Here is a 23,144-nt window from a genome sequence, read left to right as displayed (position 1 = left end):
TTTAAAGCGAGGTGTTTTTATGAAAATCCGAATAATCGGATCTGTTGGAAGCGGCAAAACCACTTTAGCAAAAAAAGTTTCCAAGTGGCTACAAATAGATTTTTTTGAAACAGACCGAATTGTATGGAAAAGAGAAGAAACGGAAGTGAGACGAAGCGATTCAGAAAAAATAGCCGAGTTAAATGCAATTCTCCAGAAGGATAACTGGATTATCGAAGGGGTACATTTAGAAGAATGGATAGACGAGAGCTTTTCACAAGCAGATATTATTATTTATCTTGATTTACCTAAAAAACAAATCCGCTCTCAGCTTAAAAAACGCCAATTCAAACAATTACTACGAATCGAAAAAGCGCACTACGTAGTCCGATTCAGCATGCTAAAGAAAATGTTTTACTGGGATGATTTATTTGATCAAAGGACTAAACCATTAGTGAACGAAAAAATAAATCAACATCCAGCTAAATGGTTAATTATTAAAGAAAATCTAGCGTTTCATGAAATTCAACAAAAAATATTGCAAATTATATCGAGCCGTGATATATTATGAGTATCAAATACATCGAGGTGCGATATAATTATGGATGAAAAACTACGAAAAACCTATCTTCCCATGACTGAAACTGCCTTTTACATATTACTTTCGCTAGTTAAACCGAAGCACGGTTACGCGATAATTGAAAATGTTGCCCAAATGACCAATGAGCGGATTAAACTTGGACCAGGAACTATTTACGGTAGTTTATCCAAAATGAACAAAGACAATTTAATCCAAATCATCCAAGAGGAGAGCAACCGAAAAATCTATCAAATCACAGAAATCGGTGCCGAGGTTTTGCAGTTAGAAAAAACACGCATAGAAGAATTGTATAGAAATTCGAGGGAGGTTTAATCATGGAGAAAAAAGTCTTAAAGTTTTTTACTGTAGATAATATGGAAAAAGAAGAAGCCTATTTAAACGATATGGCTCAAAAAGGCTGGTTATTTAAAGAATATAAATCTTTTAGGTACCATTTTGAAAAAGGGGAACCGAACAAATATCGCTATGCCATTGATTATAAAGTGAATCAAGGCGACGAAGCCTCGTATAAAGCACTCTTTGCTGATGCTGGTTGGGATAATGTATTCTGCTATCCAGTATTAAACGGTAATTGGATGTATTTCCGAAAACTACAGGCCGAAGAGGCAGGAAGTGAAACGATATTCTCAGATGAAGTATCATATATTCATTTATATAGAAGTATTCGGAAACGCTGGACGATTTTTGGCATATTAATGAGTATTCTTTTATTGTTAGATTTATTCTTCCTAAATAATGTAGGAAGTTATCCAGTAATTACTATTTTCATTTTTATTCTATTTATTATTCTCATCGGGTTGTATGGAAAGATGTTTATCCAATTAACGAGGAAAATAAATAAATTTGCGAACAAAAATCTATAAAACAGAATGTAAGATAATTATGATGGCGTCAACTAAACCATTTAATAATAGAAGAAACTCGCATTTTTTTAAAATCATCCCATTTAATCCTGAACTTATATGACTAAATGATGGCAAATGTTACAAAACGAAGAACAAATGTTATCAAATAAAATTAAATTGAATCTATAACTAACTTTTTGCCTTATCATAAAATGTTAAAGATTTCTTAAAAGACATTTAGATGGATTGCAATTGTGTTCAAATTAACGTATTCTAAAAGCATCAAGGGATTCGGAGACAGAAAGGCGTGACGACATCTGAAGTATAGAAAATTATCCAAAAAGAAAAAACAAAAAAGGCTAATTGGGATAGCAGGGATTTTACTGCTGATTATTCTAGTAGGTGTCATAGCATCTGTAGTCAGACAACAATATTTAATTATGACAGCACCGAAACCGGACCCAGCATTCCATTCAAAAGAGCAGAACTTTCTTAATGAACTTTCTCCTCGCGCACAAGAAATTCAAGCAGAACACGGCATTTTAACGAGTATTACTTTAGCACAAGCTATCCTTGAATCTAACTGGGGTCAAAGCGATTTAGCGCAACAAGGTAATAATTTGTTTGGTGTAAAAGGCAAAGCTCCACAACCGATGGTAAACATGACGACAAAAGAATTTGTAGACGGAAAATGGATTGAAATCAAAGCCAACTTCCGAAAATACAAAGATTGGAATGAATCATTAGAAGCACACGCAGAACTCTTTTTAAAAGGAACTTCCTGGAATAAAGATAAATATAATGGCGTGATCAAAGCCGATGATTATAAAAAAGCTGCAGAAGAATTACAAACAGCAGGCTATGCAACCGATCCAGGTTATGCAGAGAAGTTAATCAATATTATCGAAAAATATGACTTAGCTTTATATGATCGTATAGATGATAAGATATACTACGATGCAAAATCAACTGGTTATGGCAACGTAAAAAAAGACGTTTCTGGAGCAATTTGGACAAGGCCATATGGACTATCTGGAGCGCAAAAAGTAGAAGAAATTAACTACTACAAACGAGAAGATTTGAAACTTTTACGAGAAGCAAAGACAGATAGTGGCGTTTGGTATCAAATTTCCGTGAAAAATGATCCAATTGGTTGGGTAAAACAAGAATTAATTGATAAAAAATAAGAAATAACCGAAAAAGAGCTAAAATGACTTGTCTTATTTATAGGCAAAAAGTCCTTTTGAAGCTCTTTTTCTTTTTTATTTTCATAACAGCGACCTCTCAAAAGGATTACTATTCAATAGCTAAAGGCCTTTTGTAACATAAGTAATGTAAAAGTAATGTGTATTACAAAGAAGTTTTGTTAGAATGAAGTGGTTGTTTTAAAGAACACACGTTTCTGGTTTTGATAAGCCAGAAAGATATTTCAAAGAAGGATGTGCAATAAATCATTATGTTACAACTCGCAAAGAAGCATTTGGTGACAATTGGTCTTGGAATTACAATTACATTATGTGCAGTACCAATACACTCCCAAGCTGCTGGTCTAGAGGACGGCTTAACTTCCAAGCAAGAGAGGTTTATTAATGAAATTGCGCCGCATGCTCAAAAAGTGCAAAGAGAACATGGTATTTTAGCAAGTATCACTATTTCGCAAGCTATACTAGAATCCAATTGGGGAGAAAGTATGCTAGCAAAAGATGGCAATAATTTATTTGGAATCAAAGGTTCTTATAATGGAGCCTCTATTAAATTACCAACCAAAGAACACAACGGTCTTGTTTGGGTTGGTACCGATGCTAATTTCCGCGCATACCCGGGTTGGTATGAATCGATGAATGACCACGCACTTTTATTTGTCAATGGCCCATCATGGAACCCTCATTTATACGGGGGCTTAATCAAAGAATATAACTTTGAAAAAGCGGCTATTGCACTTGGAAAAACTGGCTATTCGTCTGATCCAGAGTATGCAGCAAAATTAATCGACCTAATTAAAAAAGCAAATTTAGATAAATATGATACAGTTTATAGTGAACGAGTATCTGATAAAGCAATTAAAGCTGCTGGTGAAGTAGCTATAAAAGATAATTCCTTTATTTGGTCCGCGCCAGGTGGAACAAAAGGAGCAAATCCAGTCGAAAAAACAACCAAATATTTTGGACATCAAGTTTCTATTAATAGAGAAGTTAAAGTAACGGATTCCAATATTTCGTGGTATCACATTCATCATAATGGCGATTCTATCGGTTGGATTGAAAGCACCTCTATAAAAAAATTCTATCAATTAGAAGATTATGCTCCAACGCGCGACGCTTTACTTAAAACCGATGATCAAAATCGTTTAGTAATTAATATGGATTTTGATACATCAGAACTGCACAAACCTACAATAGCTAAGGAAGACACAAAGGGCAAAACTGCACTTAATCTACCTTTATTAAACGTTCAGTCAATTGCTTGGTAAGTAAAACGCAAAAAAAGTCGAATAGCTGTTTCGGCTTTTTTTGCGTTTTCAAAGGAATTTTAGAGAGAAACTGTTATAATGTAAAAGGAGTTTATAAGGAGGGTTATTTATATGGATGAACAATTAAAGATGTTAAAAGCACTAACGGATGCAAAAGGTATTCCCGGTAACGAACGTGCGGTTAGAAACGTATTTCGTGAATATATTGAACCGTTAGCTGATAGTTTTGAAACAGACGGCTTAGGTAGCGCCGTTGCGAAAAAAGTGGGCGCAGAAGATGGACCAAAAATCATGATTGCTGGTCATTTAGATGAAGTTGGCTTTATGGTGACTCAAATCGATGATAAAGGTTTTATTAAATTTCAAACAGTGGGCGGTTGGGTTTCGCAAGTAATGCTTGCACAAAAAGTAACAATCGTGACGCGTTCTGGCGAAGAAATCACCGGTGTTATTGGCTCTAAACCACCGCATGTAATGACAGCAGCAGAACGTCAAAAATCTTTTGATATTAAAGATATGTTTATTGACGTTGGTGCGGTTGATAAAGCAGAAGTTGAAAGTTACGGCATTCGTCCTGGTGATATGATTGTGCCAGCATTTGATTTTACCGTAATGAAAAACGAGAAATTCTTACTTGCAAAAGCTTGGGATAATCGTATTGGCCTTGCTATTGCTATCGAAGTACTTAAAAACTTACAAAAAGAAGCACACCCAAATATCGTTTACGGTGTTGGAACAGTCCAAGAAGAGGTTGGTTTACGTGGAGCCAAAACAGCAGCACATTTCGTTCAACCTGATATAGGTTTTGCTGTTGATGTTGGTATCGCTGGGGATACTCCTGGTGTAACTGACAAAGAAGCAATGAGTAAAATGGGGGAAGGTCCACAAATCGTTATCTATGATGCTTCCATGGTAGCACATGCTGGCCTTCGTGATTTTGTAACGGACGTAGCAGACGAACTATCTATTCCTTACCAATTTGAAGCAATCCCTATGGGCGGTACAGACTCAGGTTCCATCCACTTAACTGGAAACGGAATCCCGTCTCTATCCATTACAATTGCAACACGTTACATTCATTCTCATTCCTCGATGCTACATCGTGATGATTTTGAAAATGCAGTAAAACTAATTACTGAAGTAGTTAAACGTTTAGATAAAGAAAAAGTAACAGAAATTCGCCTAGGTTGAGTTTCGAGAAAAGAGGACAACTTTTATGGAACAGATTCAATCAGTAAAAAACGACCGTGTCAAAACATGGAAGAAACTACAAACGAGAAAAGGCCGCGATAAAACCGGAACTTATTTGGTGGAAGGCTTTCATTTAGTGGAAGAAGCGTTACGTCAAGATGGTTTAGTACTGGAGCTGCTTATTTCAAGTGGTGTTTCTGTTCCAGAAGAGTGGTTAAAAGGCGACTATGATGTATTTGAAATTAGTTCCGAAATCAGCCATCTAATTAGTGACACAATGACAGAACAAGGTGTATTTGCTGTCGTTGCTATTTCAGAGCCTGACATGATGCTATTATATGGTAAGAAATTGTTACTCGTAGATGCAGTACAAGATCCAGGTAATGTCGGCACGTTAATTCGAACTGCTGATGCGGCTGGATATGATTGTGTCGTTTTAGGCAGAGGCAGTGCAGACCTTTATAATCCAAAAGTTATTCGTAGCACGCAGGGGAGTCACTTCCATATTCCTGTCATTCAAGCAGATTTATTTGAGTGGGTGGCGAATTTAGAAGAAGAAGGTGTTCCAGTGATTGGAGCAGTTTTAGATGACCAAGCCAAATCACTCAATGATATGCCAAAGCGTGAAACATTAGCCTTAATGGTTGGAAACGAAGGAAACGGCATATCAGAAGAATTACAAGATCGGCTTTCCGAAAAAGTGTATATTCCAATTTACGGTGATAGTGAATCATTAAATGTAGCTGTAGCAGCCGGAATTTTACTTTATGGTTTAAGAAAATAATAAAAGTGGTTGATAAGTCGGAATGAACTTATCAACCACTTTTTTAAATCTCTTCTTGTTTTTCCATTTTTACTTCACGAATTGCGACGCGTTTTAAATCAGTTACGACACTATGCATATAATCAAACGCAGCGCCCCAGTCAATCCCAGTAAAGAAGCCGTTCGAACTACCTGTTGAGATAATCGTTACTTCTGTTTCTCCGTGGAAATTATTAATGTTAACAAATAATGCCGCTCGATTAGAAGAACGGAAGTAAAATTTTTCGCAAGCAAGTGTCGCTAGTTCTCCAAAATCAAATGTTCTAATTTCGGAAAATACAATATTTGACCCTACTTGACCAGCTTTGATTATTTCGAAGGTTTCTGAAACATCTGTTTTAACAATGTAGCGAATAGATGGCATGAGAGACGCCTCCTTCATTAATCTATCTTACTTATATTTTAAGTCAGAAGGATACTTTGGTCAATTATATTCCAACTTACTAAATATAAGCAACAAAAGATTTATTAGTTACTTTCTGATGATAGATATGGTACAATAACGTTAGAGGTGAGAATTATGACTGATGCACATACAGTATGTCCGAAGTTTGAATCGGCGTTCCAACTATTAGGTAAACGCTGGACTGGACTTATCATCAATGTCTTACTGACTGGTCCAAAAAGGTTTAAACAAGTTGCCGCTGAGATCCCACAAATGAGTGATCGGGTGCTTGCAGAACGTTTGAAGGAACTTGAGGAAATGGATATTTGCTTAAGACAAGTTTATCCAGAAACTCCTGTACGCATTGAATATGAACTAACCGAAAAAGGTAAAGCACTCCAAGAAGTAATGCTTGAAGTCCAGTGTTGGGCGGATAAATGGGTGGAAGTACCTAATTAAAAAGAGATAATCTCTCCAACTAATATGGGGAGATTATTTTTTAGCTTGAATCTTTCGTAGAACCATACTATAATAGAAACTATCTAAATAAGTAAAGACAATGAAAGAGCCAAGTAGCATAGTGAGTCTGTATAGGGAGAAGTGGTCATAGACTGAAAGCCACTTTACAAACGAATTTGCGAACATTTCACCTCTGGAGTCGCCCCCCGAGAAGCACGTTATGTGTGAAGGTGGTCCGGTTACTAAGCCGTTATCGAATTTTGAGTGGGAACAAATTTTGTTCTTATTAGGGTGGTACCGCGAGAAGTCTCGTCCCTTTGTGGATAGAGCTTTTTTATTTTGTCTAAAAAGAAGGAGTGAACGGTATGTTAGAGCAATTACAAACGCTGAAAAGTGAAGCAGAAACGCAAATTAACGAAGCAGCAGACTTAAAAACATTGAACGACTTACGGGTAAAATACCTTGGTAAAAAAGGCCCGATGACCGAAATCATGAAACAAATGGGGAAACTTTCCGCAGAAGAAAGACCAAAAATGGGTTCACTTGCTAATGAAGTAAGAACAGCCTTAACAGAAGCGATTTCCAGCAAACAAGAAATTCTGGAAAAAGCAGCAATTAATGAAAAATTAAAATCAGAAACAATCGATGTTACTTTACCAGGCACAGCGCCAAGCATCGGAACAAAACATTTACTAACACAAGTAATTGAAGAAATGGAAGATATGTTCATTGGTATGGGTTATGAAATCGCAGAAGGACCAGAAGTAGAACTGGATTACTATAACTTCGAAGCATTAAACCTTCCAAAAGATCACCCAGCTCGTGATATGCAAGATAGCTTCTATATTACAGAAAATACTTTATTACGTACTCAAACATCACCTGTACAAGCAAGAACGATGGAAAAACATGATTTCTCTAAGGGACCAATCAAAGTTATCTGTCCAGGTAAGGTATACCGCCGCGACAACGATGATGCAACTCACTCCCACCAATTCACGCAAATCGAAGGGCTAGTTGTTGGTGAAAACATCACTTTTGCTGATTTAAAAGGGACGCTGACTGTTCTCGCTAAAACCATGTTTGGTGAAGAACGCGAAATTCGCCTTCGTCCATCATTCTTCCCATTCACTGAGCCGTCTGTTGAAATGGATATTTCTTGTTTCAAATGTGGTGGTAAAGGTTGCCGCGTTTGTAAAGGAACAGGTTGGATTGAAATTTTAGGAAGCGGTATGGTACATCCAAACGTACTAGAAATGTCCGGTATTGATTCCACTCGTTACAGCGGGTTTGCTTTTGGCTTAGGACCTGAACGTGTTGCGATGTTGAAATACGCAGTGGATGATATTCGCCACTTATATACGAATGATTTACGCTTTACGAAGCAATTCCAAAGCACAGAAACGGGGGAAATCTAATGTTAGTTTCATATAATTGGGTCAAAGAATTTTTCCAAGACTTCCCGTTAACGGCGGAAGAGCTAGGAGAAGCAATTACAAGAACCGGAATTGAAATTGAAGGCGTAGAAGAATTAAGCGCTAGTTTGAAAAATGTCGTGGTAGGCGAAGTATTATCATGTGAACGCCATCCAGATGCAGAAAAATTGAACAAATGCCTTGTCCAAACTGACGAAGAAGAGCCAGTTCAAATTATTTGCGGAGCTCCAAACGTTGCTGCAGGTCAAAAAGTCATTGTAGCCAAAGTTGGTGCAAGACTTCCAGGCGGACTTAAAATCAAACGCGCAAAATTACGCGGCGAAGTTTCAGAAGGAATGATTTGCTCACTTGCTGAACTTGGCTTTGAAAGTAAAGTTGTACCAAAAGCTTATGCGGACGGCATTTACGTTTTACCAGAGCATGTTGAAACAGGCGTGAGCGCAATTACTTTACTTGGCTTAGATGATGCGATTCTCGATATGGCAATTACACCAAACCGCGCAGATGCTTTAAGCATGAACGGCGTAGCTCATGAAGTAGGCGCAATTATCCATCAAAAACCAGCGCAACCAACCGAGCCTGATGTATCTGAAAAAGGTAAAGCAGACGATTTTATTTCTGTAGAAGTAGAAAATCCAACAGAAACACCTTATTATGCTATTAAAATGGTTGAAAACATCGAAATTAAAGAATCACCTCTTTGGCTTCAAACAAAATTAATGAAAGCAGGCATCCGTCCACATAATAACGTAGTCGATGTAACAAACTACATTAATTTATTATACGGACAACCACTGCATTCGTTTGATTATGATAAAATCGGTAGTAAAAAAATCGTCGTTCGTTCCGCAAAAGACCAAGAAGAAATTACAACACTTGATGGCGAGAAAAGAACATTACAAACAGGGCACACTGTTATTACTAATGGAACTGAACCGATAGCAATTGCTGGAGTTATGGGCGGAGAGTTTTCCGAAGTAACTGAAACGACAACAACTGTAGCACTGGAAGGAGCTATTTTCAGTAGTTCATCTGTTGGAAAAGCATCTCGCGAATTATATTTACGTACAGAAGCAAGTATTCGATATGATAAAGGTTCTGATGCTTGGAAAGTAGAAAAAGCACTTGCACACGGCGGAGCACTTATCGCTGAACTTAGCGGCGGAACGCTTGTTGGCGGCGTAGTAGAAGTAGATAATCGTGCAAAAGCAGTAAATAAAATCGAAACAAGCTTAACACGTATTAACCGTATTTTAGGAACGGAGATTTCCCTTTCCGAAATAGAAACGATTTTTGATCGCTTAGGATTTGTATTAGAAGTTAAAGAAGACACATTAATTATTGAAGTACCGACTAGACGTTGGGACATTACAATTGAAGCGGATATTTTGGAAGAAGTTGCACGTATTTATGGTTATGATGAAATTCCTGTCACACTTCCAGCAACGAGCACAACTGGTGGATTATCTGACAGCCAAAAAGCTCGTCGTGTAATGCGCGCTTATTTAGAAGGAGCGGGACTTAACCAAGCATTAACATATTCCTTAACTTCCAAAAAAGATGCGACTCGTTTAGCGTTATCCGATGAAAAAACAGTGGCGCTTTCGATGCCAATGAGTGAAGAACATAGCCATTTAAGAACAAGTATCGTCCCACAATTAATTCGTAGCGCAAGTTATAATATAGCTCGTAAAAATATGGACGTAGCACTTTATGAAATGGGAACAGTGTTCTACGCAACAGAAGGTGACAATTTACCAATCGAACAAGAGCATTTAGCTGGCTTAATTACTGGAAATTGGCATACGGCTGATTGGCAAAAAACACCAAAACCAGTAGACTTCTTTGTTTTAAAAGGAATTGTAGAAGGTTTAGTGAACAAACTTGGAATCGAAGCCGAACTGCACTGGAAGCAAATCGAAAAAGAAGAACTGCATCCAGGAAGAACAGCAAGCATCCAGTTAGAAGGAAAAGAAATCGGTTATCTTGGAGCGCTTCATCCAGCAGTGGAAGCAAGCTACGATTTAAAAGAAACGTATGTATTTGAAATTAATGTAAAAGCGTTACTTGATGCAACGAAAGAAAAAGTAGTTTATCATCCAATTCCACGCTACCCAGAAATGACACGCGACTTGGCCTTACTGGTGGATAAAGATACTGACCATGCTACAATCTCTCAAGTAATCAAAGAGCACGGCGGGAATCTCTTAGTCGACATTGAACTTTTTGATATTTTCGAAGGCGAAAGTTTAGGCGAAAACAAAAAATCACTCGCTTATACGTTAACTTTCCTTGATAGCGAAAGAACACTTGTCGAAGAAGATGTACAAAAAGCAACTAACAAAGTAGTAGAAGCATTACAAGCAAAACTACATGCTATTATCCGCTAGTTAACTAAAAAGAACTGAACTATTTGGAAAACATTTTCGAGTAGTTTGGTTCTTTTTTTTGTACAGTGGAAATCTTGCCTGTTTTAACACTTCACTAACTAAAATAACACATGTTATAATGGTTAAATATGACAAACAAAAGAAGGACGAAAAAAATGACCTATGTAGAAATGAAGGACGTATCTAAATTCTATCAAATGGGCGAAAATGTTGTTACAGCTAATGATAAAATTAATTTTGGAATTAAAAAAGGGGAATTTGTAGTTATTGTTGGTCCTTCAGGTGCTGGGAAATCTACCGTATTAAATATCCTTGGTGGAATGGATAGTGCCAGTGAAGGGCGTATCATGGTAGATGGCCAGGATATTGCTCAATATAACGCAAAACAATTAACTAAATATCGCCGCACGGATGTCGGATTCGTTTTCCAATTTTACAATTTAGTGCCTAATTTAACTGCCAAAGAAAATGTGGAATTAGCAGCGCAAATAGCGCCAAATGCATTAGATGCAGAAACCGTTTTAACCCAAGTTGGCTTGAGTCATAGATTAGATAACTTCCCGGCTCAGTTATCTGGCGGTGAGCAGCAACGGGTTGCAATTGCTCGAGCATTAGCTAAAGCACCCAAATTGCTTTTATGCGATGAACCAACTGGCGCCCTTGATTATGATACGGGTAAATCAGTCTTAAAATTATTACAAGAAACTTGCGAAAAGACTGGTACAACAGTTATTGTTATCACCCACAATACAGCGATTACGCCAATTGCAGACCGAATAATTGAAATTAATAATGCAAAAGTTCGGAGCATCAAAGAAAATACGGAACCAATGTCCATTGATGATTTAGAATGGTAGAAAGGAGCAAGCATTGAAACGTTCAGCTTTATGGAAAGATATCTACCGAGAAATATGGCATTCAAAAAGCCGCTTTATTTCAATTTTTATGCTGATAATGTTAGGTGTTGCTTTTTTCTCCGGACTAAAAGCAACTGGACCGGATATGCTTTTAACAGCAGACAATTATTTTAATAAGTATCAACTCGCCAATTTCAATGTCCAGTCAACATATGGACTAGATGATACGGATAAAGAAGCTTTAGAAGGTATTTCGGGAGTCGCTCAAGTAGACTTAGGATATACAGCAGATACTTTAATGAAAGAAAACAACATCGTTACAAAATTATATTCAAGCTCTGCAAGTGATAATTTAAATAAATATAAAGTAGTAAGTGGTCGTTTGCCGGAAAAATCAGGTGAGATAGCTCTGGATAACAATAAAGTTATTCAAGACAACATCAAAATCGGCGACAAAGTAACTTTTGTTAAAAATGATGGAAGTGAATTAACCCATACACTTAAAAAATCAACGTATAAAGTAGTTGGCTTTGTTCGATCACCCGCATACATCCAAAAATCCGAACGGGGATCAAGTACTGTTGGAAAAGGAAAAACAGACGCTTTTGGTGTGATTCCAGAACAAGATTTTGATTTGCCAGAATACACTATTGCCAGTCTCACTTTTAATAATCTAGCGGATAAAGAAGCTTTTAGTGATGCTTACATTCGCACGGAGAAAAAAGATAACAAAAAAGTGGAGCAAGCTTTAGCAGGACAACCAGAAAAACGACTGAATAAAATTAAAACGAGCGAACAAAAAAAATTAGATGATGCCACAGCTGAAATCAATAAAGGAAAAGCAGAACTACAAAAAAATCAAGCCAAACTAGATGCTGCAAAAGCACAATTGGATGAAGGCTTTTCCAAGTATAATGCTGCCAAGGCTAGCTATGATGCCAAAATTAAACAAGGTGAATCAGAAATTGCTGCTGGTGAAGCGGAACTAGCGAATGCCAAAAAACAATTAGATGCCGCAAAAATACAGATTAATCAAGGCGAAGAAGCCATTTTACAAGCTGAAAGAGAATTAGAAGACGGCTTAGCTGCATGGAATGAGGCCAATAATCTCCTCAATACAGCAAATGGATACTTAAAAAATGCGCGATCAACCTTAGAAAATGCTTTAAAACAACCTGATTTAACAGCTTTTGACATCGACCGAGAAAGCTTAACTAATGCATTCAACATAGCGGCTTCAGAACTTGATATTTCAGCTGAAGAGCTCGCCGAATACGAAGAAGCCATTAATACTTTGCTCGATGATTATGAAAATGGAGCCATTAGCGATGCACAAATCCGGGAAGCTCTGAACGCTGCACTTAAACAAGTTGCTGAAGGTGAAAAAGCCTATCAATCGGCTCGAAAAGTTTTAGATGAAGAAAAACATAAAATAGAGCAAGGCGAAAAAACACTAGCTAGTAAACAACAACAACTTGAGCAAGCAAAAATAGCGTATCAAGCAGGAGTAGCAAAATATCAAGCCGGTCAAGAAAAAATCTCCCTCGCTAAAAAACAATTGGCTGACGGAAAAGAGACAGGCGCCGTAGAATTACAAAATGCGCTAAAAAAATTAAATAGTGGTCAAGCAGAATACAATAAAAACCTCGCACTATTTGAAAAAGAGAAAAAGGCAGCCGAAGCCAAATTAGCTAGCGCCGAAAAAGACGTTAAAATTGGCCAAGAAAAACTCGATGCACTTAAACTACCGAAATACTATGTCCTTGATCGTAACGATAATCCAGGTTATAGCGAATATAAAGAAAATGCCGATCGTTTAACTTCTTTATCCACAGCATTTCCAATCTTTTTCTTCTTAATCGCAGCACTTGTTTGTTTAACAACAATGACTCGAATGGTAGAAGAACAAAGAACGCAAATTGGAACATTAAAAGCATTTGGTTATTCAAACGGTAGCATCATTTTGAAATATCTTGTTTATGGTTCGATTGCAAGTATTGGCGGAAGTATCGTTGGAATTATAATCGGTTTCCAATTTTTCCCAAATATTATCTTTAATGCTTACAAAACAATGTATGAAATGCCAGCTGTCGACATCGGATTTTATTGGAGTTACAGTTTATTATCCATTTGTGTAGCATTATTCTGTACTACTTTCACCGCATATGCAGCGTGTCGGGCAGAACTAAGAGCGAATGCAGCTACATTAATGCGTCCGAAAGCTCCAAAAATCGGCAAACGAATTTTCTTAGAACGAATTAGCTTTATCTGGAAACGAATGAATTTTACGAGCAAAGTAACAGCAAGAAATCTCTTCCGCTACAAACAACGGATGCTAATGACAGTACTCGGTGTTGCCGGTTGTACAGCGCTAATTCTTACTGGCTTTGGACTGCGAAATTCCATTAGTGATATAGCTAAAATGCAGTACGGTCAAATAATGAAATATGACGCAGCAGTTTATCAAGATATGAGCGCTCCACCTACAGCAAAAGAAACGTACGATAACCTAATGGAAGATTCTAATATCAAAAGTAAACTAGCGATGTCGCAAACAAATATTGATGCAGTCAAATCAGGGCAATCCGCACAAGCGAGTTCCATCATTGTCCCTAAAAATTTAAACGAATTACCAGACTATATCGTGTTGCGTGACCGTGCTAGTCACACAACAGAAAAGCTAACAGATGATGGCGCAATAATTAGTGAAAAACTAGCTAAATTATTCGATATAAAACCAGGCGATTCGATTACTGTAAAAAATGCGCAAAACGATAAGTACAAAATCAAAGTTAGCGCTATTACAGAAAACTATGCAATGCACTATATTTACATGACTCCAACGTATTATCAACAAATATTTGACGAAAAACCTAGTTACAATTTAGATTTATTAATGCTTAAAGACACTTCTGAAAAAGTAGAAACTGAATTTGCAGAAAAACTAACAGATAGTAAATCTATTTTAACGATTACTTTCTCAAACAATATAAGTTCGATGCTAACGGATACACTAGATAGTTTAAATATTGTCATTGTCGTATTAATTACATCGGCAGCGCTACTAGCCTTTGTCGTTTTATACAACCTTACAAATATTAATGTATCAGAGCGTATCAGGGAACTTTCCACTATCAAAGTACTCGGTTTTTATCCAAAAGAAGTGACAATGTATGTTTACCGTGAGAATATCATTTTAACCTTGATGGGCATTGTCGCTGGATTTATCCTTGGCTTCTTCTTGCACCGATTTATTATCACGACTGCAGAAGTCGATCAAATGATGTTCAGCCCTGCAATTGATTGGACAAGCTATCTATTCTCCGGCATTCTTACCCTTGTTTTTGCATCCATCGTCATGGTTGTGATGCACATTAAACTTAGACGAATTGATATGATTGAAGCACTTAAATCCGTAGAATAACCTTGAAAAGAACTTGCTATTTAAGCAAGTTCTTTTCATTTGACTTCAAAATAAATAAAGCTTAAACTTGGAAATAGTTAAAGGGGTGAACTTTATTTGGAAAAGCAAAAAGTGAAACAACTGATAAAGAGTTACCAACAAACTTACATATTCGCGATGACACATATACATCAGGCTATTTCTGAAATTTCAGCTAATACAGTAGACTTATCGATTGAACAATTTTTTGTATTGCGAGAAATAGCTACTGGTGATGAAATAAGTGCTACAGAACTTTCTGCTTGTCTAAATGTCAATAAAAGCGCAATTACACCAAAGTTAAAAAAACTAGAAGAAAAAGGCTACATTAGACGAGAACGAAACAAGCATGATAAACGCGCCGTTGTTTTAACCATCACAGAAAAAGGGAATAGCGTTTACGAAGAGTGTGAAAAACAATTAGAGTTACTCGTAAATGAATGGCTTGAAATTCTAGGGGAAAAAGACAGCGAACAATTTTTTGAGTTGTTTCAAAAAATTACCAAGTCAGTTGTCAAACCGAAAAAATAAAAGGAGAGATTTGGCATGAAATGGATTATGAAACTCCGCTGGGCCATTTTAGCATTTTGGCTTGCAGCAGCAGTCGTACTAATGTTTATCGCACCACCCATGGCAGATCTTGTACGCGAAAAAGGCGAATTAAAGCTGCCTGATGGTTATCCGTCGTCACTTGCGACAGAAATGCAAAAGAAACACAATCCGGATGACAAAGGTTCAGCATACATTGCGGTGTACACAGCTGACCATAAGTTAACTGGAACTGAGTTAAACAATATTAAAAAATCACTTGATTCCATTGACAAAAATAAAGATGAACTTCACGTAACCAACGTTGTATCAAGTTTTAATCAACCCGAATTAAAGGATAAATTCTTATCAAAAGACGGTAAAACGATGGTAGCAAGTCTAACTGTAGATGACACAGATGCCTCTGTTAAAAGCATTCGAAACGCTTTAGACAAAAAAATGGATGTTAAAGGCGTTGATACTTACTTAACAGGAAATAAATTAATTCAAGAGGATGTTGTTCAAGGTTCAGAAGACGGTTTACATAAGACAGAAGGCATCACAGTTGTCTTTATTTTAGTCGTATTATTCCTTGTATTTAGATCTGCAGTAGCGCCGTTCATTCCACTTTTAACTGTAGGAATAAGTTATCTCGTTGCACAAAGCACGGTCGCTTTCTTAATTGACATCTTTAATTTTCCTGTTTCGACCTATACGCAAATATTTATGGTGTGTATTATGTTTGGGATTGGGACGGACTATTGTATTCTCTTAATGAGTAGGTTTAAAGAAGAAATGGGAGCAGGGCTAGATCCACGAGAATCTGTTCATGCAACTTATCGTACAGCGGGTAAAACAGTTATTTATAGTGGTGTAGCTGTACTCGTTGCCTTCACTTCGCTTTATTTTGTTCAATTTGATTTATATCGTTCCGCAGTCGCTGTTGGTGTCGGTATTGTCGTCTTACTCGCAGCACTTTATACACTCGTACCATTCTTTATGAGTACGCTCGGAACCCATTTATTCTGGCCATTAAATAAAAATATTAGCCATAAAGAAAATAAAGTGTGGGGAGCTGCTGGGAAATTCACTTTTGCGAGACCGTGGATTGCTTTACTCATCGTTGCAGCTATAACATTGCCGCCAATTTTGCTGCATACAGGAACAGAATCATTTAACTCATTAGATGAAATTAGTGATAAGTATCCTTCTAAAAAAGGATTTGAAATCGTTTCAGATAGTTTTGGAGCAGGACAAGTCGCGCCTACACAAGTTTTTATCGAAAATGATGATAATATGCGTACGACAGAATACATTGCGCAAATCGAAAAAATTTCCGATGATTTATCTCACTTAAAAGGTATTGATATGGTTATGAGCGCGTCACGTCCAGCAGGAAAACGTGTCGATGATATTTACATTAAAAATCAAGCTGGACAAGTAAATGACGGCGTTGGACAAGCAACTGACGGAGTAGGTGAAGTCAAAAAAGGCTTAGATTCTGCTAGCTCAGAACTTAAAAAATCAGAACCAGCTCTTGATAAAGCAGTTGCTGGTGTTGGCGACCTTCAAAAAGGTACCGTGGCAACCGAGCAAGGCATCAATCAACTTCAAGCTGCACTCGCTCAAATTCAAACAGGAATTGAAAGTGGCGCAACTGGTGCAGGAGACTTAAAACAAGGAGTAGCAGCAGCCAAGTCACAACTCGCTTCCCTTCAAAATGGAGAAGCACAAATTCAAGCAGGTTATGCAGAAATTCAGAAAAACTTGCAAAATGTAGCAGATCAATTAAAAGGCTTTGGAAATCCCAATTCACCAGCAATTGACACATCCAAGCTCGAAGCACAGTTTAAGAAAATCGGGGAATCGTTCCAAACGTTCGCAGCAGCACATCCAGAAGTAAGAAATGATCCTAAATTCCAAAAACTAGCGGCTGATATACAAGGTCTACAAACAGCTGGTAATGAACTAAAAACAGCTGCAGGACAACAAATGGCCGCTCTTCAAGCAAAAATGAAAGAACTAAATCAAGGTATTCAACAATTAGCAACCGCAATGAACCAATTAAATGAACAGTCCAAACAAATTTCAGACGGCCTAAGCGCATTTGGCACTGGACTTGGTCAGATTGAAACTGGACTCGATCAATTAGAAAACGGTCTAAATCAAGCCGCAGACGGTCAAGGTCAAGTCGTTTCTAAAATGCCTGAAATCTCTAACGCCCTATCTCAAATTGCAGCAGGACAAGGTGCACTAAAAGAAGGTTTTGCCGGAATTAGCGGGCAAATGGGTGAACTAACAAATGGCTTAACTTCAGGAGCTGATGGATTAGGAAAAGTTGAAAGTGGTCTAAACACAGCGAACGGACTTATTGATGATTGGTCGAAAGTTCCTTACGCAAGTTCTGGAATTTACGTACCAGATGCGCTATTAAAAAATGCTGATTTCCAAAAAGTACTAGACCAATACATTTCTTCTGATGGAAAACTAGCTACGATTAATGTTATTTTGACAAAAAATCCATATTCGAATGGAGCAATGGATTCCATAGATGACATTAATGAACAACTCGCAGCTAGTATGAAAGGCACAAAACTAGAAAATGCCAAAATTGGTATTGGCGGAATGACTAGCGCTAACTATGATACAAGAGATATGTCGACAGCCGATTATCATTTAGTACTTGTTATTGTTCTAGCCAGTGTATTCGTAACCCTAGTTATCGTTTTACGTTCACTTGTAATGCCAATTTACCTTATCGCATCACTTGTATTAACTTACTTTGCGGCACTTGGATTTGCAGAAATAATCTTTATGCGAATTCTCGGCTATAGTGGACTAACATGGGCAACCCCATTCTTCGGATTTGTTGTACTCGTCGCACTCGGTATCGATTATTCGATATTCCTTATGTCACGATTTAATGAATATAACGGGCTTTCCGTTCGTGATAGAATGATAAAAGCGATGAAAAATATGGGCGGCGTTATCTTCAGCGCAGTGATCATTCTCGGTGGAACATTCGCCGCTATGATGCCAGCAGGTGTCCTTTCCTTACTTGAAATCGCAACAGTAGTTCTGATTGGCTTAGTGCTCTACGCCATCGTTATCTTACCACTATTCGTACCAGTTATGGTTAAACTATTCGGTCGTGGTAATTGGTGGCCATTTATCACAAGAAAAGGCGATCATCAAGAAAACGTACCACCGAAAAAATAATTAACAAACCGCATTCCTTTAATCGAGGAGTGCGGTTTTTAGTTTAATTTAAAAAGTTATTTTGCTAAGATGGGTATAGAGATGAATAAAGGAGGAAGGAAGCAAATGATAAAACTCGAAAATGACTGGGATGAGTTATTAAAAGATGAGTTTAACCAGCCATACTATTTAAAACTTCGCCAGTTCCTAAAAAATGAATACCAAACTAAAAGAGTATTTCCTGATATGTATGATATTTTTAATGCTTTAAAACACACGGCTTATAAAGATGTAAAAGTAGTTATACTTGGTCAAGATCCATACCACGGACCAGGGCAAGCACACGGTCTTTCTTTTTCAGTCCAAAAAGGTGTTCAAATTCCACCATCGTTACAAAATATTTATTTAGAATTACATAATGATTTAAATTGTGAGATTCCAAACAATGGCTATCTGATACCATGGGCGGATCAAGGCGTGCTCTTACTAAACACAGTTCTTACCGTTCGCGCTGGTCAAGCCAATTCGCACCGTGGCCAAGGTTGGGAAATGCTAACAAACCGCATTATTGAAATGATTAACCAGAAAGAAGAGCCCGTTGTCTTTTTACTTTGGGGAAACAATGCAAAAGAGAAGTTACAACTACTCACAAATCCAAAACACATTGCTTTCACATCCGTTCATCCAAGCCCACTTTCAGCTTCACGCGGCTTTATGGGATGCAAACATTTTTCAAAAACAAATCACTTCCTAGAGCAAAATGGCATCAAACCAATTGATTGGCAAATTCCTTCTATATAATTAAAAACGCCTCGTCTTTATCTGACGAGGCGTTTTTTCATTTTTTAGCAATTTTCAAGGCTTTTTCTGTGTTAGCAAAATGTTGTTTAGTATATTTAGCTAATGTTTCTAGTCCAAATCGTTCAATAATTTCTGCTGCAACAACGTCCACGTGTGGTCCGGCACCTTTTGGAAGCGGGATGCCAACTTCTTTTGACATAGCATCAAAGGCTTGCACAAATTTATATCGAGCAATAATCGAAGCTGCTGCCACTGAAAGATGAAGTCCTTCTGCTTTCGTTGCGAAAAATACATCTTCTCGAATAATACTTGGCTCTTTCGCTAAATATCGATAGTAAGTATTTTTTTCAGCAAATTGATCAATTAAAATCGCTTCTGGTTTTATGGGAGCAAGTTTTTTTAGGACATTTTCAATAGCACGGTTATGTAGTAATGCTTTCATTTGGCCTTGGTTCATGCCTCTTTTTTGAAGTTCATTGTATTTAGGATTAGGGCAAAGTAGCACACTATGTGGAACGATTGGCATGATTTTCTCTGCGATTCGGCAAATTTCTGGGTCTTTCATGGCTTTTGAATCTTTCACACCAAGCTCTTTTAAAAGCGGCATCATTTCAGCATCCACATAAGCTGCACAAACTGTAATTGGACCAAAAAAATCACCAGTACCGACTTCATCTGAACCAATAACATTTTTGGCGGCAAAGTTCGCTGGAAGAACGCCTTTAGAAACACTCGGCGCCTTCGTTTTTGCTTCTGGAAGAGTCGCAACCCATTTTTTTGCTTCAGCTTCTCCGTTGACTCCTTGGAACATTACTTTACGAGATTTGTAGCCAGTAATCGAAACACCAGGTTTTTTTGCCGCAAAAACGGCTCCAGGTGGGAGTTTTGGGCTTGAAAAGGGAAGATAAGTTTGTTTCATTTTTTCGAGTGTTGATTGATCGACTATGATAACTGTATTTGCGATAAGGCATCATCCTTTCAAAGTTCTATTGTAACATACTACGACGAAAGACTGAATATCTGTTAAACGGGTGGTTGACTCTTTTCTTTCCAGCTTTTTCGTGATAAGATTATGACAAGTAGCGGCCTAAATGAATTTGGGCGAGGAGGAATTTACGTGGCAAATGAGAGAAATAAAGTAGTGACAACAATTTATGGTAGAGAATATACGATTGTTGGCGTAGAAACAGCTGACCACTTACGAAAAGTAGCTCGTCAAGTTGATGAAAAAATGCACGAAATTGGCTCCCAAAATCATGCGCTAGATAGTGGTAGGCTCGCGGTATTAACAGCTGTGAATGCAACTCACGATTATTTAAAACTAGAACAAAAATATCTAGAGTTGGAACAAGAACTGGCTCGAATTAAAGGAAGAGATTAATGATTTTAAATGCGATTATTTTAATTTTACTTGTTTGCGGCTTTTTCGCAGGATTTAGAACAGGCCTAATCAAACAACTTATTTTATTACTTGGTTATATTTTGGCATTTTTTATCTCGTATACGTATTACGAAGATTTAGCGCCACATTTAACTTTTATACCTTATCCAGGTAGTGATACTTCAGATGGATTATCCATTATTTTACAAGAATTAAGAACAGAAACAGCTTATTACAATGTACTTGGCTTTGCGATTATTTTCATTGTGGCAATCATTGTTGTGCATATGCTCGCTTCCCTTGTTGGTGGCTTGACTAAAATCCCAGTGTTGCGTCAAATCAATGGATTATTAGCAGCTGTTTTTGGTGTTATTAAGTCTTATTTAATTATTTTTATTGTTTTGTTCGTCATGGCAATTTATCCGGCAAATTGGTCTGAAAACCTCATTGATAGCTCGACGGTTGCTCAGTGGATGCTTGAAAATACGCCAATTTTGTCCGAACAATTTTATGACTGGATGACAGATATTCTGCCAAAATAAAAGAAACATTCGATACCAGATGTATACTCTTAGCCAATTTTGGATAGGATTTCTCTGGTATTTTTTAATGACCAAGCGAGGGAGGAATTAAGATGGCTACTAATAAAAAAGAAATCATTCGTTTACTTGAGGAAATTGCCACTTATATGGAATTAAAAGGAGAAAATAGCTTTAAAATATCGGCTTTCCGAAAAGCCGCGCAAGCAATTGAACTAGATAGCAGAAGTCTGTCGGAAATTGAAGACTTTACTAAGATTAACGGTATTGGAAAAACGACGGGTGAGATTATTCAACGCTATTTGGACAGCGGCGAATGCCCAGAACTCGTGGAACTAAAAAAAGAAGTGCCAGCTGGCCTCGTTCCACTTTTAGATGTACCAGGGCTTGGTGGTAAAAAATTATCACGTCTTTACCATGAATTAGGCGTAGTAGATAAAGATACATTACTTAAAGAGGCTGAAAACGGTCACATTGAAGCATTAAAAGGTTTCGGTAAAAAGTCTGCGGAAAAAATGGCAGAAGCAGTGCGCGAAATGGGCGAACGACCTGATAGATACCCACTAAATGATGTGTTACCAATCATTCAAAAAGTAGAAGATTATCTTGCTAGCATAGATGCAATTGCAACCTTTGCTCAAGCAGGCAGTTTACGTAGATTACGAGAAACAGTCAAAGATTTGGATTACGTTATTGCTACTGAAAAACCAGAAGACGTTCAAAAAGCATTACTAGAATTTCCTCTGATTACAGATGTTATTGGGGCAGGGGAAACCAAAGTATCAGCTGTTCTAGAAGATAACATTACAATTTCAGTAGATTTTCGCTTAGTAGAAAAGAAAGCTTTTGCAACAACTTTGCACCATTTTACTGGTTCCAAAGATCATAATATCAAAATGCGCCAATTAGCTAAACAATCGAACGAAAAAATCAGTGAATATGGTGTGGAGCAAGAAGATGGAAGTATGCGTCACTTTGAATCAGAAGAAACGTTCTTTAAACACTTTCATATTCCATTTTTACCTCCAGAAGTACGGCGCGACGGTACAGAAATTGAACGGGTGACAAAAGATACGAAATTCCTCGAGTTAAGTGATATTCGCGGTGATTTACACATGCATACAACTTGGTCGGATGGAGCTTACGCGATTCCTGAGATGATTGAAGCTTGTATCGCTAAAGGTTATGAGTCCATGGTAATTACCGATCACGGAAAATTTTTACGAGTAGCCAATGGTCTGGATGAGAAGAGATTACTTGAGCAACAGGCAGAAATTAAAAAAGTAGCTGCTAATTATCCAGAAATTGACGTTTATTCTGGCGTTGAAATGGATATTTTAGCAGATGGCTCTCTGGACTTTGATGATGACACTTTAAAACAGTTAGATTTCGTTATCGCATCGATTCATTCCAGTTTCCAACAATCAGAAGAAGAGATTATGAAACGACTAAAAACAGCCTGTGAAAATCCATATGTGCGTCTGATTGCTCATCCAACAGGTAGAATTGTCGTGAAAAGAAAACCATATCATGTTAATATGAAAGAACTAATCAAACTTGCAAAAAATACAGGCACAGCGCTAGAATTAAATGCCAATCCACAGCGCCTCGATTTAAACCGGGAGCATTTAGAAATGGCCCATGCAGCAGGCGTGCCTATCGCAATTAATACGGATGCGCACGATACGAAACACCTCGATTTTATGTCGATTGGAGTCCGTGCTGCAACGAAAGCTTGGCTAGATAAATCTGCAATCCTGAATACAAAATCAGCCGTAGAATTCAAACAATTTTTACAGAATAAATAACTTTTAAAAAG

The 23,144-nt window shown here is 37.5% G+C and carries 20 protein-coding genes and 1 other annotated feature; of the genes, 18 read left to right on the top strand and 2 right to left on the bottom strand.

Annotation, left to right across the window (positions count from 1 at the left end; all coding sequences use genetic code 11):
* Positions 1 to 19 precede the first annotated feature (19 nt).
* The 7 genes from AC4PG0_RS02500 (at position 20) to AC4PG0_RS02470 (ending at position 5,870) form a co-directional block, all read left to right on the top strand.
* Positions 20 to 550 (top strand): AAA family ATPase, encoded by a 531-nt coding sequence (locus tag AC4PG0_RS02500; RefSeq protein WP_492167475.1) that lies wholly within the window; start codon positions 20 to 22, stop codon positions 548 to 550.
* 30 nt (positions 551 to 580) lie between these two features.
* The gene (locus AC4PG0_RS02495) at positions 581 to 892 is read left to right on the top strand and encodes a PadR family transcriptional regulator (RefSeq protein ID WP_010990811.1); all 312 of its coding nucleotides are present in this window, start codon (positions 581 to 583) and stop codon (positions 890 to 892) included.
* Positions 893 to 894: 2 nt separating this feature from the next.
* Positions 895 to 1,443: a DUF2812 domain-containing protein gene (locus tag AC4PG0_RS02490; RefSeq protein ID WP_492167476.1), complete on the top strand. Its 549-nt coding sequence runs from the start codon at positions 895 to 897 to the stop codon at positions 1,441 to 1,443.
* A 299-nt stretch (positions 1,444 to 1,742) separates the two neighbouring features.
* Complete coding sequence (locus AC4PG0_RS02485; protein ID WP_010990813.1) at positions 1,743 to 2,612, top strand: glucosaminidase domain-containing protein; 870 nt, start codon at positions 1,743 to 1,745, stop codon at positions 2,610 to 2,612.
* 269 nt (positions 2,613 to 2,881) lie between these two features.
* A complete protein-coding gene (locus tag AC4PG0_RS02480) occupies positions 2,882 to 3,895 on the top strand; it encodes a glucosaminidase domain-containing protein (RefSeq protein WP_221644601.1) in 1,014 nt (337 codons plus the stop codon).
* A 111-nt stretch (positions 3,896 to 4,006) separates the two neighbouring features.
* Entirely contained in the window at positions 4,007 to 5,086 is a 1,080-nt protein-coding gene (locus AC4PG0_RS02475; protein WP_010990815.1) for a M42 family metallopeptidase, read from the top strand.
* A 25-nt stretch (positions 5,087 to 5,111) separates the two neighbouring features.
* On the top strand, positions 5,112 to 5,870 hold the full coding sequence (locus AC4PG0_RS02470) for a TrmH family RNA methyltransferase (protein ID WP_003761853.1): 759 nt from the start codon (positions 5,112 to 5,114) through the stop codon (positions 5,868 to 5,870).
* 43 nt (positions 5,871 to 5,913) lie between these two features.
* On the opposite strand, the gene AC4PG0_RS02465 is transcribed toward AC4PG0_RS02470, so the two are convergent.
* Positions 5,914 to 6,273, bottom strand: coding sequence for a DUF6054 family protein (locus AC4PG0_RS02465; protein WP_194321269.1), 360 nt, complete (start codon positions 6,271 to 6,273; stop codon positions 5,914 to 5,916).
* 156 nt (positions 6,274 to 6,429) lie between these two features.
* Between AC4PG0_RS02465 and AC4PG0_RS02460 the strand changes: the two genes are divergently transcribed.
* The 8 genes from AC4PG0_RS02460 (at position 6,430) to AC4PG0_RS02425 (ending at position 19,405) form a co-directional block, all read left to right on the top strand.
* Positions 6,430 to 6,753 carry a winged helix-turn-helix transcriptional regulator gene (locus tag AC4PG0_RS02460; protein WP_003721618.1) on the top strand — a complete coding sequence of 108 codons (324 nt, stop codon included), beginning with the start codon at positions 6,430 to 6,432 and terminating at the stop codon, positions 6,751 to 6,753.
* Between the two features lie 91 nt (positions 6,754 to 6,844).
* Positions 6,845 to 7,073 (top strand) — a binding site (T-box leader).
* Positions 7,074 to 7,118: 45 nt separating this feature from the next.
* On the top strand, positions 7,119 to 8,171 hold the full coding sequence (gene pheS / locus AC4PG0_RS02455) for a phenylalanine--tRNA ligase subunit alpha (protein ID WP_492167477.1): 1,053 nt from the start codon (positions 7,119 to 7,121) through the stop codon (positions 8,169 to 8,171).
* Positions 8,171 to 10,579 carry a phenylalanine--tRNA ligase subunit beta gene (gene pheT / locus AC4PG0_RS02450; protein WP_003771523.1) on the top strand — a complete coding sequence of 803 codons (2,409 nt, stop codon included), beginning with the start codon at positions 8,171 to 8,173 and terminating at the stop codon, positions 10,577 to 10,579. The genes pheS and pheT overlap by 1 nt, the downstream gene beginning before the upstream one ends.
* A 155-nt stretch (positions 10,580 to 10,734) precedes the next feature.
* Positions 10,735 to 11,436 carry an ABC transporter ATP-binding protein gene (locus AC4PG0_RS02445; RefSeq protein WP_003761859.1) on the top strand — a complete coding sequence of 234 codons (702 nt, stop codon included), beginning with the start codon at positions 10,735 to 10,737 and terminating at the stop codon, positions 11,434 to 11,436.
* A gap of 13 nt (positions 11,437 to 11,449) precedes the next feature.
* Positions 11,450 to 14,860 (top strand): FtsX-like permease family protein, encoded by a 3,411-nt coding sequence (locus AC4PG0_RS02440; RefSeq protein WP_492167478.1) that lies wholly within the window; start codon positions 11,450 to 11,452, stop codon positions 14,858 to 14,860.
* Positions 14,861 to 14,956: 96 nt separating this feature from the next.
* Complete coding sequence (locus AC4PG0_RS02435) at positions 14,957 to 15,409, top strand: MarR family winged helix-turn-helix transcriptional regulator (protein WP_033533107.1); 453 nt, start codon at positions 14,957 to 14,959, stop codon at positions 15,407 to 15,409.
* 15 nt (positions 15,410 to 15,424) lie between these two features.
* Positions 15,425 to 18,625, top strand: a complete 3,201-nt coding sequence (locus AC4PG0_RS02430) for an MMPL family transporter (RefSeq protein WP_185501613.1) — start codon at positions 15,425 to 15,427, stop codon at positions 18,623 to 18,625.
* A gap of 105 nt (positions 18,626 to 18,730) precedes the next feature.
* Positions 18,731 to 19,405 (top strand): uracil-DNA glycosylase, encoded by a 675-nt coding sequence (locus AC4PG0_RS02425; RefSeq protein WP_003761867.1) that lies wholly within the window; start codon positions 18,731 to 18,733, stop codon positions 19,403 to 19,405.
* Between the two features lie 37 nt (positions 19,406 to 19,442).
* Here the strand turns inward: AC4PG0_RS02425 and rnhC are convergent, their stop codons facing one another.
* Positions 19,443 to 20,369: a ribonuclease HIII gene (rnhC, locus tag AC4PG0_RS02420; protein ID WP_010990821.1), complete on the bottom strand. Its 927-nt coding sequence runs from the start codon at positions 20,367 to 20,369 to the stop codon at positions 19,443 to 19,445.
* Between the two features lie 153 nt (positions 20,370 to 20,522).
* On the opposite strand from rnhC, the gene zapA reads away from it, so the two are divergent.
* The 3 genes from zapA (at position 20,523) to polX (ending at position 23,133) form a co-directional block, all read left to right on the top strand.
* Positions 20,523 to 20,786, top strand: a complete 264-nt coding sequence (zapA, locus tag AC4PG0_RS02415) for a cell division protein ZapA (RefSeq protein WP_003761872.1) — start codon at positions 20,523 to 20,525, stop codon at positions 20,784 to 20,786.
* Positions 20,786 to 21,328 (top strand): CvpA family protein, encoded by a 543-nt coding sequence (locus AC4PG0_RS02410; RefSeq protein ID WP_003766594.1) that lies wholly within the window; start codon positions 20,786 to 20,788, stop codon positions 21,326 to 21,328. The genes zapA and AC4PG0_RS02410 overlap by 1 nt, the downstream gene beginning before the upstream one ends.
* A gap of 92 nt (positions 21,329 to 21,420) precedes the next feature.
* Positions 21,421 to 23,133: a DNA polymerase/3'-5' exonuclease PolX gene (gene polX / locus AC4PG0_RS02405; RefSeq protein WP_492167479.1), complete on the top strand. Its 1,713-nt coding sequence runs from the start codon at positions 21,421 to 21,423 to the stop codon at positions 23,131 to 23,133.
* Positions 23,134 to 23,144: the final 11 nt, after the last annotated feature.

The organism is Listeria sp. MAN/IMW/UF464 (assembly GCF_058683955.1).
The sequence above is the reverse complement of the archived record's forward strand: the minus strand, read 5'-3'. Positions and strand labels throughout refer to the sequence as shown.

Coding starts and splice junctions, on each gene's coding strand:
- AC4PG0_RS02410 (WP_003766594.1), top strand. CDS start 20,786: ATGATTTTAAATGCGATTATTTTAATTTTACTTGTTTGCGGCTTTTTC.
- AC4PG0_RS02480 (WP_221644601.1), top strand. CDS start 2,882: ATGTTACAACTCGCAAAGAAGCATTTGGTGACAATTGGTCTTGGAATT.
- AC4PG0_RS02465 (WP_194321269.1), bottom strand. CDS start 6,273: ATGCCATCTATTCGCTACATTGTTAAAACAGATGTTTCAGAAACCTTC.
- AC4PG0_RS02475 (WP_010990815.1), top strand. CDS start 4,007: ATGGATGAACAATTAAAGATGTTAAAAGCACTAACGGATGCAAAAGGT.
- AC4PG0_RS02495 (WP_010990811.1), top strand. CDS start 581: ATGGATGAAAAACTACGAAAAACCTATCTTCCCATGACTGAAACTGCC.
- AC4PG0_RS02490 (WP_492167476.1), top strand. CDS start 895: ATGGAGAAAAAAGTCTTAAAGTTTTTTACTGTAGATAATATGGAAAAA.
- AC4PG0_RS02425 (WP_003761867.1), top strand. CDS start 18,731: ATGATAAAACTCGAAAATGACTGGGATGAGTTATTAAAAGATGAGTTT.
- polX (WP_492167479.1), top strand. CDS start 21,421: ATGGCTACTAATAAAAAAGAAATCATTCGTTTACTTGAGGAAATTGCC.
- AC4PG0_RS02430 (WP_185501613.1), top strand. CDS start 15,425: ATGAAATGGATTATGAAACTCCGCTGGGCCATTTTAGCATTTTGGCTT.
- AC4PG0_RS02470 (WP_003761853.1), top strand. CDS start 5,112: ATGGAACAGATTCAATCAGTAAAAAACGACCGTGTCAAAACATGGAAG.
- pheS (WP_492167477.1), top strand. CDS start 7,119: ATGTTAGAGCAATTACAAACGCTGAAAAGTGAAGCAGAAACGCAAATT.
- AC4PG0_RS02445 (WP_003761859.1), top strand. CDS start 10,735: ATGACCTATGTAGAAATGAAGGACGTATCTAAATTCTATCAAATGGGC.
- AC4PG0_RS02500 (WP_492167475.1), top strand. CDS start 20: ATGAAAATCCGAATAATCGGATCTGTTGGAAGCGGCAAAACCACTTTA.
- AC4PG0_RS02460 (WP_003721618.1), top strand. CDS start 6,430: ATGACTGATGCACATACAGTATGTCCGAAGTTTGAATCGGCGTTCCAA.
- pheT (WP_003771523.1), top strand. CDS start 8,171: ATGTTAGTTTCATATAATTGGGTCAAAGAATTTTTCCAAGACTTCCCG.